At 72.0% G+C, this 15271-nt stretch carries 13 protein-coding genes and 1 pseudogene; 5 read left to right on the plus strand and 9 right to left on the minus strand.

From position 1 onward, the window contains the following. Positions 1 to 140: 140 nt before the first annotated feature. Entirely contained in the window at positions 141 to 581 is a 441-nt protein-coding gene (locus VG296_RS00430; RefSeq protein WP_325561781.1) for a thioredoxin family protein, read from the plus strand. Positions 582 to 620: 39 nt separating this feature from the next. Continuing rightward, positions 621 to 1109 (plus strand): DUF4395 domain-containing protein, encoded by a 489-nt coding sequence (locus tag VG296_RS00435; RefSeq protein WP_325561783.1) that lies wholly within the window; start codon positions 621 to 623, stop codon positions 1107 to 1109. A 7-nt stretch (positions 1110 to 1116) separates the two neighbouring features. Here the strand turns inward: VG296_RS00435 and VG296_RS00440 are convergent, their stop codons facing one another. Next, positions 1117 to 2925 (minus strand): gamma-glutamyltransferase family protein, encoded by a 1809-nt coding sequence (locus VG296_RS00440; protein WP_325561785.1) that lies wholly within the window; start codon positions 2923 to 2925, stop codon positions 1117 to 1119. A gap of 82 nt (positions 2926 to 3007) precedes the next feature. Between VG296_RS00440 and pip the strand changes: the two genes are divergently transcribed. Further along, complete coding sequence (gene pip, locus VG296_RS00445) at positions 3008 to 4003, plus strand: prolyl aminopeptidase (protein ID WP_325561787.1); 996 nt, start codon at positions 3008 to 3010, stop codon at positions 4001 to 4003. Here pip and VG296_RS00450 read toward each other — a convergent pair. The 4 genes from VG296_RS00450 to VG296_RS00465 form a co-directional block, all read right to left on the minus strand. Then, entirely contained in the window at positions 4000 to 4557 is a 558-nt protein-coding gene (locus tag VG296_RS00450) for a low molecular weight protein-tyrosine-phosphatase (protein ID WP_325561789.1), read from the minus strand. The genes pip and VG296_RS00450 overlap by 4 nt on opposite strands. Positions 4558 to 4777: 220 nt before the next feature. After that, on the minus strand, positions 4778 to 5626 hold the full coding sequence (locus tag VG296_RS00455) for an ABC transporter permease (RefSeq protein ID WP_325561791.1): 849 nt from the start codon (positions 5624 to 5626) through the stop codon (positions 4778 to 4780). Then, positions 5586 to 6440 carry an ABC transporter ATP-binding protein gene (locus tag VG296_RS00460; protein ID WP_325561793.1) on the minus strand — a complete coding sequence of 285 codons (855 nt, stop codon included), beginning with the start codon at positions 6438 to 6440 and terminating at the stop codon, positions 5586 to 5588. The genes VG296_RS00455 and VG296_RS00460 overlap by 41 nt, the downstream gene beginning before the upstream one ends. Beyond that, entirely contained in the window at positions 6440 to 6895 is a 456-nt protein-coding gene (locus VG296_RS00465) for a MarR family winged helix-turn-helix transcriptional regulator (protein WP_325561795.1), read from the minus strand. The genes VG296_RS00460 and VG296_RS00465 overlap by 1 nt, the downstream gene beginning before the upstream one ends. A 98-nt stretch (positions 6896 to 6993) precedes the next feature. Between VG296_RS00465 and VG296_RS00470 the strand changes: the two genes are divergently transcribed. Next, positions 6994 to 10149: a putative bifunctional diguanylate cyclase/phosphodiesterase gene (locus VG296_RS00470; protein ID WP_325561797.1), complete on the plus strand. Its 3156-nt coding sequence runs from the start codon at positions 6994 to 6996 to the stop codon at positions 10147 to 10149. Here VG296_RS00470 and VG296_RS00475 read toward each other — a convergent pair. From VG296_RS00475 to VG296_RS00485, 3 genes are all read right to left on the minus strand, one after another. After that, on the minus strand, positions 10146 to 10895 hold the full coding sequence (locus VG296_RS00475) for a class I SAM-dependent methyltransferase (protein WP_325561799.1): 750 nt from the start codon (positions 10893 to 10895) through the stop codon (positions 10146 to 10148). The two genes, VG296_RS00470 and VG296_RS00475, sit on opposite strands and share 4 nt — an antisense overlap. A 134-nt stretch (positions 10896 to 11029) precedes the next feature. Beyond that, positions 11030 to 12709, minus strand: coding sequence for a SpoIIE family protein phosphatase (locus VG296_RS00480; protein ID WP_325561801.1), 1680 nt, complete (start codon positions 12707 to 12709; stop codon positions 11030 to 11032). An 86-nt stretch (positions 12710 to 12795) separates the two neighbouring features. Next, on the minus strand, positions 12796 to 13353 hold the full coding sequence (locus tag VG296_RS00485) for a helix-turn-helix domain-containing protein (RefSeq protein ID WP_325561803.1): 558 nt from the start codon (positions 13351 to 13353) through the stop codon (positions 12796 to 12798). A gap of 135 nt (positions 13354 to 13488) precedes the next feature. Here VG296_RS00485 and VG296_RS00490 point away from each other — a divergent pair, with 135 nt between their 5' ends. After that, positions 13489 to 14934: an MFS transporter gene (locus VG296_RS00490; RefSeq protein ID WP_325561805.1), complete on the plus strand. Its 1446-nt coding sequence runs from the start codon at positions 13489 to 13491 to the stop codon at positions 14932 to 14934. A 67-nt stretch (positions 14935 to 15001) separates the two neighbouring features. Here the strand turns inward: VG296_RS00490 and VG296_RS00495 are convergent. Next, positions 15002 to 15271, minus strand: a pseudogene (locus VG296_RS00495) (ribonuclease Z); the annotation flags it as partial.

Raw genomic sequence — 15271 nt, forward strand, 5'->3', positions numbered from 1 at the left:
TGCCGCTGGTGCGCCGCGAGCACATCGACTACGGCCTGGTGTGGTCGGCCTCCTGTCCGCCCTGCCGATGAGCAACCGCGCCCGCTCCGCGCTCTCGCCCACACCACCCTTCTCGCCTGCATCCCTTCTGGACGGACATCGTGAACCCCGGTCTGATCATCGCCGCACTCGTGCTGCTCGCCGCGAGCGCCTTCGGCCTGTGGCGCAGGCGGACGGACGGCGTCATGCGCTCTCGTGAACCGCGCTCCGAAGACGCGGCCGGCGCGCCGCTGACCGAGCCGACGCTCGGCGGGCCGCTCGGCGCGCGGGCCACGCTCGTGCAGTTCAGCTCCGCGTTCTGCGCGCCGTGCCGGACCACGCGCGTGCTGCTCGCGAAGGTCGCCGAGGACGTCGACGGCGTCGCGCACTACGACCTCGACGCCGAATCCCACCTCGACCTCGTGCGCGAACTCGGCATCCTGCGCACCCCGACCACGCTCGTGCTCGACCCCTCCGGCCGGGAGACCGCCCGCGCCGGGGGAGTGCCGCGCCGCGAGCAGGTCCTCGCCGCCGTCGGCTCGGCCGCCGCCGCGGCCGCCTGACGCGCCCACACCCTTCCTCTCCCCGCAAGGATCCCCGCCATGGCCCAGCACACGCAGACCCCTGATACCGGCGACAGCACGGATCGCGGCGCGGCCCCGCTCAAGCCGTTCATCGACCCGCGCGGCCCGCGCTTCGGCGCCGCGATCACCACCGTCGTGCTCGTCGTCGTGCTGGCGACCGGCTGGGGCTGGCTGCTCGCCGCCCAGGCGATCGTCTTCGCGCTCAGCGCCTTCTCCGACCTCAGGCTCGCGCCCTACGGCTGGCTCTACCGGCGCTTCGTGCGCCCCCGGCTGGGCCCGCCGACCGAGCTGGAGAACCCGGCCCCGCCGATCTTCGCGCAGTTCGTCGGGCTCGGCTTCGCGCTCGTCGGCTCCTTCTGCTACCTGGTCGGCTGGGACGTGGCCGCCATGATCGCCACCGGGCTCGCGCTCGCCGCCGCGTTCCTGAACGCCGCCTTCGACTACTGCCTCGGCTGCGAGGTCTACCTGCTGCTGCACCGGGCGGCGCCGCGCCGCCGCCCGGCCTGACCAGAATTCAGCGGCCCGCCGCGTAACCCTGCATCGACCGCGGGTTCGCCCCGGCCCGCAGCACCCCGGTCGCCGGGTCCCGGCTGACCGCCGAGAGCCGGCCCAGCGACCACGCCCCGGAGCGCACCGCGCGGTGGCCGCGCTCCGCGAGCTCCGCGAACACCTCGTCACCGAATCTGTCCTCGATGACGAGGTCCCGCGGCGCGCGCTTGCGCGGGGCGAAGGACGCGGGCATCGCGCTGCTGTGCCACGCCGGCGCGTCGATCGCGGCCTGCAGGTTCAGCCCGTCCCCGATGTGGTTGAGCAGGAACAGCAGCTGCCACTGGTCCTGCTGGTCGCCGCCCGGCGTGCCGAAGGCCGTCACCGGCACGCCGTCGCGGGTGAGCATCGACGGGGTGAGCGTGGTGCGCGGACGCCTGCCCGGGGCGAGGCTGTTCGGCAGCCCCGGCTCCAGCCAGAACATCTGCGCGCGCGTGCCGAGGCAGAACCCGAGCTGCGGGATCGTCGGGTTCGACTGCAGCCAGCCGCCCGAGGGCGTGGCCGACACCAGGTTCCCCCGGCGGTCCACGACGTCGATGTGGCAGGTGTCCCCGCGCGTCCGTCCCGCCGAGTCGACCTGTTCGACCTGCGCCATCGCATCGGTCAGCTCGCCGCTGTCCGCATACGCCTCGGGCAGCGCGAGGAATCCCGGCAGCCGCGGCGTGCGCCCGCCGGGACCGCCCGGCCGCAGCTGCGCGGACGCCTGATCCCCGACCAGTGAAGCCCGCGCCTTGAGATACTCCGGGTCGAGCAGATCCGGCAGCGCCGCGTACGCCTCGGGCGCGTCACCGTAGTACGCCTCGCGGTCCGCGAACGCCAGCTTCGCCACCTCCACCACCCGGTGGACCCGCTCCGCGCTGCCGTGCGGCGGCAGCTCACCGAGCGCGTCCAGCATCCCGAGCTGCTGCAGCAGCACAGGACCCTGACTCCAGGGCCCGGCCTTGTGCACCGTCACGCCGCGCCAGTCCAGGCTGATCGTCGGCTCATACGAGGCCTTCCACGCCGCCATGTCCGCGCCGCCGAGCAGGCCACGATGCGCGTGGCCGGTCTCGTCGAACACCTCGCGCGCCGCGAACCCGTCCACGGCCTCCGCGACGAAACCCTCGTACCACGCCCGATACGCGGCCTCCAGCTGCGCCTCGCGGTCCGCGCCCGCAGCCTCCGCCTCACTCAACACCCTGCGATACGTCGCCGCGAGCACGGGCAGCCGCAGCATCTCGTGCCGCAGCGGCACCCGCCCGTCCGGCAGCCACTGCGCCGCCGAATCCGGCCACCGCGTACGGAAGAGGTCCGCTACGGCGCCGATCGTGCCGACCACGCCGGCGACCAGCGGGTGGCCGTGCTCGGCGTATCCGATCGCGTAGTCGAGCACGTCGCGCAGCGGCAGCGTGCCGTGATCGCGCAGCAGCGTCAGCCACGCGCCGACCGCGCCCGGCACGACCGCCGCCAACTGCCCGCTTCCGGGAATCAGCGTGAGCCCGAGGCCGTCGAAGTGCTCGATCGTCGCCGCGGACGGAGCCGGGCCCTGGCCGCACAGCACCCGCGGAACCGGGTCCGCGGCCGTCGCCAGGATGATCGGCACATCGCCGCCCGGCCCGTTCAGATGCGGCTCGACCACATGCAGCGTGAACGCGACGGCGGCGGCCGCGTCGAAGGCGTTGCCCCCGCGCTCGAGCACGGCCATGCCGGCGGCCGTCGCCAGATAGTGCGTGCTCGCGACCATCCCGAAGGTCCCCGCGAGCTCCGGACGGGTGGTGAATGCATCCGTGGGCGCCATGCGGCCGATCATAACCGCGTGATCAGCAGCGGGTAAGGGGCTAAAGTGGGGCGCTCCCATTCCACCGACGAGGAGTATCTCCATGTCCAGATTCCCCGTGACCGAACCCTTCGACTCCGGCCTGCTCGAGGTCGGGGTTCGTTCACCCCGCGCAGCGGACGGCAACCAGGTCTACTACGAGCAGGTCGGCAACCCCGAGGGCATGCCCGTGCTCTACGTGCACGGCGGCCCCGGCGCCGGATGCAGCGTCAGAGCGCGCGGCGCGTTCGACCCGCAACGACACCGACACATCCTGTTCGACCAACGCAACTGCGGCCGCAGCCTCCCGCACGCCGGCGACCCGGCCACGGACCTGAGCGCCAATACCACCGAGAACCTCATCGCCGACATGGAACTGCTGCGCGAGCACCTCGGCATCGACGCCTGGATGCTGTACGGCGGCTCCTGGGGCTCCACGCTCATCATCGCCTACGCCGAGCGGCACCCCGAGCGCGTGACCAGCGTGCTGATCCCGTCCGTGACCACGACCGACCGCGAGGGCGTGTACTGGCTCTACGAGGGCGCCGGCCGGATCTTCCCCGAGGCGCAGGATCGCTTCCGCGAGTACATCCCCGCCGCCGAGCGCGGCGAGGACGTGTTCGACCTGCTCGCCGCCTACGGCAGGCTGATGGCGCACCCCGACCCGGACGTGCGTGCCCGCACCGCGCAGGAGTGGATGACCTGGGAGGACGCGGTCATCTCGCAGGAGGCCAACGGCTCGCCCGGCGCGTACAGCGCGCGGGTCGACGACGCCCGGCTCGCCTTCGTGCGCATCTGCGCGCACTACTTCTCCAACATCGGCTTCCTCGAGGACGGCGAGCTGATCCGCAACGCCGGGAAACTCGCCGGAATCCCGGCGATCTTCGTGCACGGCCGGATGGACCTCGGCTGCCCGGCCAAGACCGCCTGGGACCTCGCCAAGGCCTGGCCCGGCAGCGAACTCGTCGTGATCGAGGACTCCGGGCACACCGGAAGCACGGCCTTCGAAGCGGCGATCAAGGACGCGATCGAGCGGCTGACGGCGATCAACCCCGGCTAGCGGCGCAGCGAGCGGTCGTCCACCTCGACCTCGGCGTCCTCGTCGAGCAGCTCGTCGGCCTCGTCCTCGGGCTGCTCGGCGAGCGCCGCGCGGATCTCCCGGATCAGCCGCGGCATCGCCGCCTCGCAGAGGTCGAGCACGTGCTCGAAGTCCGCGTCCCCGCCGTAGTACGGGTCCGGCACGTCCTGCCGGGTGCCCGCGGCCGGATCATAGGATCGCAGCAGCCTGAGCTTCGCCGCGTCCTGCGGCCCGCGCGCCAGCTTCCGCAACTGCTGCAGGTGCCCGGTGTCCAGCGCCAGGATCAGGTCGTAGCCGTCGAACCAGTCCGGCTTGAACCGCCGGGCCCGGTGCGCCGAGGTGTAGCCGTGCCGGCGCAGCACCCGCACGGTCCGGTGGTCGGCCGGGTCCCCGACGTGCCAGCCGCCGGTCCCGCTGCTGTCCACTTCCACCCGCGCCCCCAGCCCCTCGCGCCCGAGGTGGCCGCGCAGCACGTGCTCGGCCATGGGGGACCGGCAGATGTTGCCGGTGCACACGAAGGTGACGCGGTACGCCATTCCCGATCCTTCCGTTGACGTCAAACCCCAGCCTAGATGCAGTCCTCGCCGAGATCGGCTGAGGGACACACCGGTACACGGCGTGCCTCGCGGAACTCGGTCAACGACCGCGGGCCGCCGGGGAGAACGACGGAACCGTTGTCGGTGTATCGGGTAGGTTATCGCGCCCCGCCCACGAGTACAGGGGCCGAGGGGGCGCCGTGCCGGGCGCCGTGCCCCGTCAGCCCTTGACCAGCCGCGGCATCAGCATCGAGGCGACCGCCACCGCGAGCACGGCGGACCCGGCCAGCACGCCGAGGTCGAGCGGCAGGTTCGTGGCCGAGCCGATCAGCAGCGCGCGCAGCCCGTTCACCTCGTACGTCAGCGGATTGATCCGGGAGATCGGCTGCAGCCAGCCCGGCATCACCGAGATCGGATACAGCGCCGAGGAGGTGAAGAACAGCGGCATGGTGATCGCCTGGCCGATGCCCATCAGCCGGTCCCGGGTGAGCACGATCCCGGCGATCGACATCGACAGGCAGGCGAAGAACCCGGAGCCGAGCACCACGATCAGCAGCACGCCCAGCAGCTTCAGCGGGTTCCACGTCATCCCGACGCCGAGCAGCGCCGCCATGATCAGCACCACGACCGCCTGGATCACCGCCTTGGCGCCCGAGGCGAAGGCCTTCGCCGCCACCAGCGCCGCGCGCGGGGTCGGGGTGACCATCAGCTTCGTCAGCACGCCCGCGTCGCGCTCCCAGATGATCTGGATGCCGTAGAAGATCGCGATGAACATCGCCGACTGCGCGATGATGCCCGGCGCGAGGTAGTCCAGGTACGGCGTGTTCCCGGTCGGGATCGCGTGGATCTTGGTGAAGGTCTCGCCGTACACGGCGAGCCACAGCAGCGGCTGGATCGCGCGGGAGTAGATCTCCGAGCGGTCGTGCCGGATCTTCTGCAGCTCCACGATGCACAGCGCGACCATGCGCGCGGGCAGCACGCTCCAGCCGGTGCGCACCGGGTGAGCCGTCGTCAGCAGCGCGTCGGCCTCAGCGGACGCGGTTCGCCGTGGCGCGGGTACTACGGACATCGCGCATCCCTCCTTCAACTGCCTCGTCGAGCCCGGCACCGCCGGAGTAGTAGCGGAACACGTCCTCGAGCGACGCCGCGTCCCGGCGGCTGTCCGGGAGCGAGGCGATCAGCTCCTCGGGGCTGCCGACCGCCTGGATCCTGCCCTGGTGCATCAGCGAGATCCGGTCGCAGTGCTCTTCGGCCTCGTCCATGTAATGCGTCGTCACCAGGACGGTCATCCCGGTCGCCGCGCGCACCTCGGCGATGTGCTTCCACACCGAGTCGCGCGCGATCGGGTCGAGGCCGATCGTCGGCTCGTCGAGGATCAGCAGCCTGGGGGAGGAGACCAGGGCCTGGGCCAGTTCGAGCCGGCGCACCATGCCGCCGGAGTACGCCGAGGCCATCCGGTCGGCGACGTCCAGCAGGCCGACGGCGTCGAGGGCGCGCTCGACCTTCGCGGCGCGGACCGAGCGCGGCACGTCGAACAGCCGCGCGAAGTTGGTGACGTTCTCCCGGCCGGTCAGGCCCTGGTCCGCGGACAGCTGCTGCGGGACGTAGCCCAGCGAGCGGCGCACGCCCATCTGGTCGCGGGCCGGGTCGCGGCCGAAGACCCTGACCATGCCGGCCGGGATGGGAAGCAGGGTCGTGATCGCGCGGATCGCGGTGGTCTTGCCCGCCCCGTTCGGGCCGAGCAGCCCGTAGACCGAGCCGGGCGCGACGCGCAGGTCGATCCCGTCCACGGCGCGGTTCTGCTTGTAGGCGTAGACGAGGCCGGTGACCTCGAGGGCGGGTATCTCAGCGGTCTCAGTGGTCTCAGCACTCTCAGTGGTCATCAGGCTTCCCGGTCCGTGCCGATGAGGTCCGTCAGGGCGCGCAGCGCGGGCAGCGCCGCGGCGAGCGCGTCCACGTCCTGCTCGCTGAGCCGGTGCAGCTGACGCTCGAACAGTTCCGCGCGCTCGTCGGCCCACAGGGCCAGCCGCTCCTCGCCCGCGCCGGTCGCGCGCAGCACGGCGCCGCGCCGGTCGGTGGGGGAGGTCTCCCTGGTCAGGTAGCCGAGCCGGGCGAGCTGCTGGACCTGCGTGGACACGGAGTTCCCGGCCAGCCGCAGCTCCTTCGCGGCGGCCGATACGCTGATGCCCGGTCGCTCCACGACCAGGCGCAGCAGATCGCCCTGCGCCCCGGCGAGCGGTTCGAGGGCGAGCCGCGAGCGCACGTGCCGGCGGATCGTGCGGTGCAGCCCGGAGAGGCAGGCGGAGAGGTCGTCGGCCAGGCCCTTGGGGTCGTCCATGGAGCCAGGGTAATTCCAAAGCAGAGCTAATGACTAGTGCCGCGCCCATCCGGCCTGCCCCACTCGTGCGAACAGCGGAAAGGGCGCAAGCTTGAGGCATGCGTGCCCGGCCCGCGCTCCGCTGGTACCTGGCCTTCGAGGCCTGCCTGCTGCTGGTCTGCCCGCTGTTCCCGCCGCTCGGCCGCGCCGTCATCTGGCTCCTCGTCGGGGTCGCGGCGATCGGCGCGATCTCCGTGGGACCCGCGCTCAGCCGCCTCGACCGGCTGCCCGCCTGGCGGCTGCTCGCCTTCGCCGGACTGCTGCTGCTCGCCAGCAACTACGTCGTGCTCGGCGACGACCTGCGCGGCGAGATCACCGTCCCGTCCACGGTCGACTTCCTCACCTGCGGCGCGTTCCCGCTGGCCGCGATCGCAGTGCTCGTCATCGCGATGCGCGGCAGCCCGCTCGTGCTGTGGGCCCGGCTGGTCGACACGCTGATCGTGCTCGCCGGCCTGAGCCTGTTCACCTGGACGCTGCTGGTCGTGCCGCTCGCCGGACAGTCGCTGCCCTCGACGACCGTGCGCGCCTACGCGGTCACCTTCGCGCTCGGAGACGCGTTCATCCTCGTCGTCCTCGGCCGGCTGCTCTACCCCGTTCCCGCGCGCGCGCCCGCCGCCGTGTGGCTGCTGCTGGTCGGCACGGTCATGATGCTCGCCGCCGACGTGCTGTTCAGCCTCGTCGAGCTCGACGCGATCCGGGTCGAGCGCGACTCGGGGCTCGGCATCGGGCAGACGACGGTGTGGACCGTGGGCCTGGTCTGCTGGGGCGCCGCGGCGCTCAGCCCCTCGGCCGCCGCGATCGTGCAGCCGATCGTGACCGTCCCGCGGACCCCGCCGCCGCGCCGCTCCGCGCTGCTCGCGATCGCGGCGATCGCCCCGGCCGTCGCCGTCGCGCTGGCTACCGCCATCGACCAGCCCGGCGAAGGGGCCGTGATCGCGGTGTTCGGCACGGTGATCGCGCTGCTGCTGGTCGCCCGGCTCAGCCTCGCGCTCGCCCAGGCCGACGCCCGGCTGCGCGCCGAACAGGTCCTCGGCGCCGCCGCCGACCGGCTCGTCGCGGCCAACGACGCGCGCGAGATCCTCGGCACCGTGCTGGACGCCGCGAGTGTGCTCGCCGGGCCCGGCGACCCGCGGATCGCCGTCGCCGCCGCGGCCGGGGACGACGAACTGCTCACCCTCGCGAACGAAGCGCCCCACACACCCCACACGCCCCACATGCCGCATCTCCCGTCAACGGCGTTCGCGTCGGTGCCGACGTCGCCGGCACGCGAGGCCGAGCGGGTCGAGGGCGCGAACCCGGAGGAGTGGGTCGACGCGTGCTTCGGCGCGGACCCGCACGCCACCCTCGGCCACGCCGCCGAGGAGGCCGGCGCTCCCGCCCCGCTCGCCCTCGGCGTCGCCCAGGGCCCGGTGGGCCTCGGCGAACGGCTCGGCCAGCTGCGCATCCTCGCGTCCCAGGCCTCGTTGGCGCTCAGCCGGCTCGGCCTGACCCGCGAGATCAGCCGCCGCGACAACGAGGCCTACTTCCGCGCCCTGGTCGACGACGCCTCGGACGCGATCGTGCTGGTCGACCAGTCCGGCCACGTCCGGTACGCCAGCCCGTCCACCGCCGCGCTCTTCCGCGAACCCGACCCCACCGCCCTCGATCTCGCGGACCTGTTCGGCGCGCACAACGCGGCGTGGGTCGGCAAGGCGCTCGCCGAACCGCCCGGCCGCGGCGGCGCCGCGACGCGGACGGACTGGATCCTCGACCGCTCAGGCGCCGGGCGGCTGGAACTCGAGGTCGCCTGCTCCGACCTGCGCGCAGAACCGACCGTCCAGGCGCTCGTGCTCACGCTGCGGGACGTGACCGCGCGCCGCAGGCTGGAGCGCGACCTGCGCCACCACGCGTACCACGACCGGCTGACCGGCATGGGCAACCGGCTCAAGTTCACCCGCCGGGTCGAGCTCGCGATGGCCACCGTCCGCCCGGACGCGGCGGTACCGACCGTCGTGCAGTTGGACCTCGACAGCTTCCGCGAACTCAACGAGGTGCACGGCCGGGAGTTCGGCGACCTCATCCTGATCACCACGGGCAACCGGCTGGCCCAGGCTCCGGGAGTGCTGGAGGCCGCGCGCTTCGAATCCGACGCGTTCGCGGTGCTCTTCGAGCTGCGTGACGCGTCGCCCGGCGCCTGCCTGGAACTCGCCGAGCAGGTGGCGCGCGTCGTGTCGGAGCCCTTCTCGCTGCCCGCCGGGCAGGTGCGGCTGACCAGTTGCGTGGGCGTCGCCACGGCCTCCGGCGAGACCCGCACCGAGGACGTGATCCGCAACGCCCGGCTCGCCCTGGAGGCGGCCAGAGCGGCCGGCCGCGACTCGATCCGCTGCTACGCCCCGCAGATGCTGCAGGCCCGCCTCGAACACGCCCAACTGCACAGCGACCTGCAGGCCGCGATCAGCGCCGGCCTGCTGGAACTGCGCTACCAGCCCGTCGTCGACCTCGGCACCGGGCAGATCGCGTCCTTCGAGGCGCTGGTGCGCTGGCCGCACCCGACGCGCGGCCTGATCACCCCGGACAAGTTCATCCCGCTCGCCGAGGAGACCGGCCTGATCGTCCCGCTCGGCCGCTGGATCATCGCCAGCGCGGCCCAGGCCGCCGCCGAACTGCGCGCCGGACCCGGCGCCGGGGACGTGCGGGTCGCGGTCAACGTCTCCGCGCGCCAGTTCTCCGTCCCCGGCCTGACGGCCGACATCGCCGCCGGCCTCGCCGACGCCGGGATCGGCCCCGACGCGCTGATCGTCGAACTGACCGAGAGCGCCCTGATGCGGCACGCCGAGGAGGACGGCCCGCACGACCTCAACGCGCTCAAGGGCCTCGGCGTCGGCCTGGCCATCGACGACTTCGGCACCGGGTACTCGTCGCTCAGCTACCTGCACGACCTGCCGTTCGACGCCCTGAAGATCGACAAGTCGTTCATCGACGAGATCACCGTCTCCCCGCGCCGGATGGACCTGGTGCGCGGCATCATCCGGATCGCCGACTCGCTCGGCCTCTACGTCGTCGCCGAGGGCCTCGAATCCGAGCAGCAGCGCGAACTGCTCGCCGAGGCCGGCTGCAAATACGCCCAGGGCTTCCTGTTCGCCCGCCCGGTGCTGCTCGAAACCGCCCGCGCACTGCTGCACGAACGCGGCCCCGTCATCACCGCCGAATGGCGCGGCGGCGAGCCGACGGCCTAGGGGCGCTTCGCCCGCACGACGACGCCCGGCCCGTGCGGGAATCCGCGCTGCAGATAGCGGAACGGCGCGGTGCCGTAGTGGGTGAGCGCGGACACCGCCGGATTCGCCGGCTGGAACAGCCGGCCCGACGCACCCGTGCGCTGCTCCATGCTGGCGTCGTTCAGCTTCTTGAGCTTGCGGCGGCTGATGGCGTTCCTGCCGAACTCCAGCAGGTAACCCAGCGGCGCGCCGTATTCACGCACCTTGACATCCTCGAAGCCGATGTTCCGGACGAGTTCGGCCAGCTTATCGGGGTCATAGCGCCGGAAGTGCCCGACGGCTTCGTCCGCCGCGGCATATCGTCGCTGGTGGGCCGGAACCGACAGCAGCAGCCAGCCGCCCGGGCGCAAATGCTCCGCCCATTGTGTCAGGGCCTTCTCATCGTCTTCGATATGCTCGAGAACCTCGAACGCGCACACCAGATCGAAGCGGTCCTCCGGCGCCAGCGTCGCGACCGACGCATTGCGCACCTGACCGTTCTCCAGCCGCGCGAACCGCCCCTCGGCCACGGCGAACGATTCCGGATCCGGCTCGAGGCCGACGTAGTGGTACCGCGCGGACAGGCGTGCGCCGAGCGCCCCCTGGCCGCAGCCGATCTCCAGCACGTCGGTGACACCCGGGGGCATCATGCGTTGGATGACGTCGTAGCGCAGCCAGGCGTTCGGAGTCAACGGTGCGAGACGGTTCAGCGATAGTTCGGAAGTCATCCTCGTCCTGCCAACGGATTTCAAGTTTCGTTCAGAATTGATCGGCCGGAAACCGGGCGCGAAACATGAATTGACGCGCCCTTAAGCGCTCTCAAGACTCGCCAGATCCTAGCTGGTCGTAAACGGAAACGCCATCAGCGGCGCATCCGGAACGCCATCATCGCCACGTCGTCGGCGGTCGCGGACTCGGGGGCGCAGGCCTGCGCGATGCGGGCGCAGGCGGCGGCGAGATCGTCGCCGCCGTCGGTTTCGGCGTTGCGCAGTTCGCGCATGGCGACCTCCGCCAGCCGCGCCAGGCCGTCGGTGAGGTCCTCGCCGCGCCGCTCGACGAGACCGTCGGTGTACAGCAGCAGGGTCGCGCCCGGCGGCAGATGGAACGAGATCTCAGTGGGCTGAGCCCCCTCCGACAGCAGGCCAAGCGGCGCGCCGAGCGCGTCGGTGTGGGTGAAGCGGGGGATGGCGCGCGGATCGACGACCAGCGGGGGCAGATGGCCGGCGCTGGCGAGCGTGCACCTGCGGGTGTCCGGCCGGATGTCGGCGAAGCAGGCCGTCGACGTGAGCCCGTAGTCCGTCGCGACGCACCAGTGGTCGAGCAGCGTGGCCAGCTCGAGCGGCCCCGGGGGAGCGGTGCCCTCGGCGGGCAGCGTGTAGGCGCGCACGGCGGAGCGCATCCGGCCCATCGTGCCGACCGCGTCGATGCCGTGGCCGACGACGTCGCCGATCACGAGGCTGAGCCTGCCGTCCGTCAGCCGTGCGGCGTGGAACCAGTCGCCGCCGACGTACATGCCGGTCGAGCCCGCGCGGTAGTACGTGGCGAGCTCGCCCCAGCCGACCTCCGGCAGCCGCGACTGCATCATGCTGCGCTGCAGCGCGACCGCCACGTCCCGGTCCCGCGCGCGTACCCGGGCATTGATGATCAGCTGGGCGACGATGCGGCCGCAGGTCTCCACGAGCTGCCGCTGGTGCGGGCTCGGCATCCGCACGGAGCGGAAGACGGAGACGACCGAGCCGAGCACGGTGCCGTCGGCCGAGGGCAGCGGGATGCTGTAGACCGACTCCGCCCCCAGCGCGCGCAACGCCTTGCGGTACGCGGGCGGCAGCCCCGGTTCGGTGTGCACGTCCACGAGCGTGGTCGGCAGGCCGAGCAGCGATCGGCGCGAGGTGTAGAGGTCCTTGGACTCGACCTCGTTGACGATCCGGATCTGCTCGGCGCTCATGCCGCAGCTCGCGGCCATGCGCAGCTCGCCGCCGTGCTCCAGGAAGATCCCGACCAGGTCCGCGCCGTCCAGTTCGGCGACCACCTCGGCCGTCTCGGCCAGCAGCTCGTGCAGCTCGGACCGGCTGGAGAGCCGCTCGATCAGCCGGTGCACCCGGTTCAGTTCCCTGACATGCGTGTCGAGTTCCCGCTGGATCTCGCCGAGCTGGTCCAGGAAGCGCCGATTCGTGGTCTCGTCGACGATCGTGGAGGCGTACGCGATGATCGTGCCGTCCGCGTCGAGGACCGGGACCGCGTCGATCGAGATCGACCGGTCGCCGGCGATGCCGTGGTACAGGTACTCCTGCCGCCCGACCTGCCGGCGCTCCAGGAGGCAGCGCTCCGGCGGCAGCGTGCCCGGCGGCACCGGGCGCCCGTCCGGCAGCGAGATCCGCCGCCAGTCCACCCGCATCAGCCGTGAGTCCGGGTCGACGGTGAACGGCTCGAAGAACTCCAGCATCCACTGGTTCGCCAGCAGCACCGTCCCGTCCGGCCGCACCGCGAGCAGGCCGACCGGGACCTGCTCGAACAGCGGTCCCAGGAGCTCTTCTGACCTCACCCTTTCAGGCTACGGCCGACGCGGCGCCGGGCATGCCGGGTGTGCCGAACGGTGGACGCCGCGGCGCGCCGGCCGCCGCGCGCCGACTACACCGACTGCTTGGCGCTGAGCACGCCCGCCTTCATCACCTGCAGCATCGCCGGGGCCATCTCCGGGTTGTCCTCGCAGGCCAGCGTGATGCCGTGCAGCATGCGCAGGAACGTGGCGGAGTCCAGGTCCTTGCGCGCGACTCCCGCGTCCTGCGCGAGCGCGAGCGTGTCCCCGGCGACGTCGTACATCCGCGTCTTGCACAGCGTGAGGCCCGGCCGGGTGTCGCCGTCCGCGAGCATCTCCCGGATCGCCTTCTTGATGCCGCTGTTGCGCATGCTGAACTCGAGGTGCAGGTCCATGTACCCGCCGAGCGCGGAGCTGGGGTCCGCCTCGGAGACCAGCTTCTCGGCCGCGTCGCACATCGCCTCGATGTCGGCCACGTAGACGGCCGCGACCAGGTCGTTGCGCGAGGGGAAGTGCCGGTACAGCGTGCCCGCGCCGACGCCCGCCCGCTTGGCCACCTCGTCGAGCGGGGCGTCGGGCCCCTGCTCGAGAAACAGCTCACGGGCGGCGGCCATCAGCGCCTCGTAGTTGCGTCGCGCGTCCGCACGCATCCTGGACTCCTCACAGCAGCCGGAGATCGTCTCCGTTTTCGCTTGACTAACCGGAGACGGTCTCCGTATAGTCTCAATCACCGCTAAGTGGAGAGTACCTCCACTTCCCCTTCTTTCGCTACCTTGGAGCCTGTCGTGTCCGAAGGCACCCTGCAAAAGCCCGTTCTGCCCGTCGCGGCCGCCGACCCCGGCCACGATGCCAGGCCACGCCCCGAACCGAGGTCGAGGCCCGGGCTAGCCCTGGCGATCATCCTGACCTGCCAGCTCATGCTGATGGTCGACGCCACGGTGATGAACGTGGCGCTGCCCCGCATCGAGACCGGCCTGCACTTCAGCCAGTCCTCACTCGCCTGGGTGCTGGACGCCTACACCCTCACGTTCGGCGGCCTGCTGCTGCTCGGCGGACGCCTCGGCGACCTGTACGGCCGCCGGAAGCTGTTCACCTGGGGCATCGTGCTGTTCACGGTCGCCTCGCTGGCCGGCGGCTTCGCCACCTCGGCCGCCTGGCTGCTCGCCGCGCGCGTCGCCCAGGGCGTCGGCGCCGCCGCCGCCGGACCGAGCGCCATCGCGCTGCTCAACAGCACCTTCACCGACCCCAAGGCCCGGGTGCGCGCGCTGTCGCTGTTCGCGGGCATGTCCTCGGCCGGTTTCGCGATCGGCCTGATCCTCGGCGGCGTGCTCACCGAGGCCGCCTCGTGGCGCTGGGTGCTGTTCATCAACGTGCCCTTCGGCCTGGTCGCCGCCGTGCTCGCCCCGCGCTTCCTGAAGCAGCCGCCGCGGCACGAGACCAAGCTCGACGTCTCCGGCGCGATCGCCGCGACCCTCGGCGTCGGCTCGCTGGTGTACGGCCTGATCCACGCCGCGTCCAACGGCTGGGGCCAGACCCTGACCGTCGCCCCGATCGCCGTCGGCCTCGCGCTGATCGGCACGTTCATCGTGCTGCAGGGCGCGGCCCAGCACCCGCTTCTCCCGCTGCACCTGTTCCGCGACCGCAACCGGGCCGCCGCGTACGCCAACTACTTCGTCGGCCCGGCCGCCGGCTTCGGCAGCTTCTTCTTCCTCACCCAGTACCTGCAGGACGTGCTGCACTACAGCCCGGTGCGCACCGGCTTCGCGTTCCTGCCGATGGCCACCCTGGTGTTCACCATGTCCCGGCTGATCCCGCGGCTGCTGCCGCGCTTCGGCCCCAAGCCGCTGACCATCGCCGGCACGGTCCTGCTGGTGGTCGGCCTGGCCGGCTTCACCCGGGTCGGCGAGCACACCGCGTACTTCCCCGGCCTGTTCTGGCCGATGGTGGTGATGGGCCTGGGCATGGGCATGGCGTTCAGCCCGCTGATGGTCGTGATCATGCACTCGGTGCGCCCGGAGGACGCGGGCGCGGCGGGCGGCACGATGCAGACCCTGCAGCAGACCGGCGTCAGCCTCGGCATCGCCATCCTGGTCACCATCGCCAGCAACTCCGCGCGCAGCCACCCGGCCACCGCGCTGCTCAGCAGCGAGCACGCCGCGCTGACCGCCGCCGCGGTCTTCGCAGCGCTCACCGTGCTGGTCTCGCTGACCTTCAAGAAGGTCGAACGTTGAGCTGACCCGGCTCCTCGGACCGAGCGGCCGACCGCGCACCCGACCGGTGCGCGGTCGGCCGCTCGCGCTATTCCGCGGCCCGCTTCGGGAACGGAATCCGCATCAGATCCTCGGCGACGTACAGTTCGCCGGTGTACACCTCACGGGCCTCCCGTTCGAAGCGGCCGAGGTCCGGGTAGCGTTGTGAGAAGTGCGTCAGCACCAGGGCGCGCACGCCGCACTGCTCGGCCACGCTCGCGGCCTGGCGCGCCGTCAGATGGCCGTGCTCGGCGGCCAAGGCGGCTTCCGAGGTGAGGAACGTCGACTCGATCACCAGCATGTCGGCGTTCGCGGCGAG

The organism is Actinospica sp. (assembly GCF_035552695.1).
Taxonomy (GTDB): Bacteria; Actinomycetota; Actinomycetes; order Streptomycetales; family Catenulisporaceae; genus Actinospica.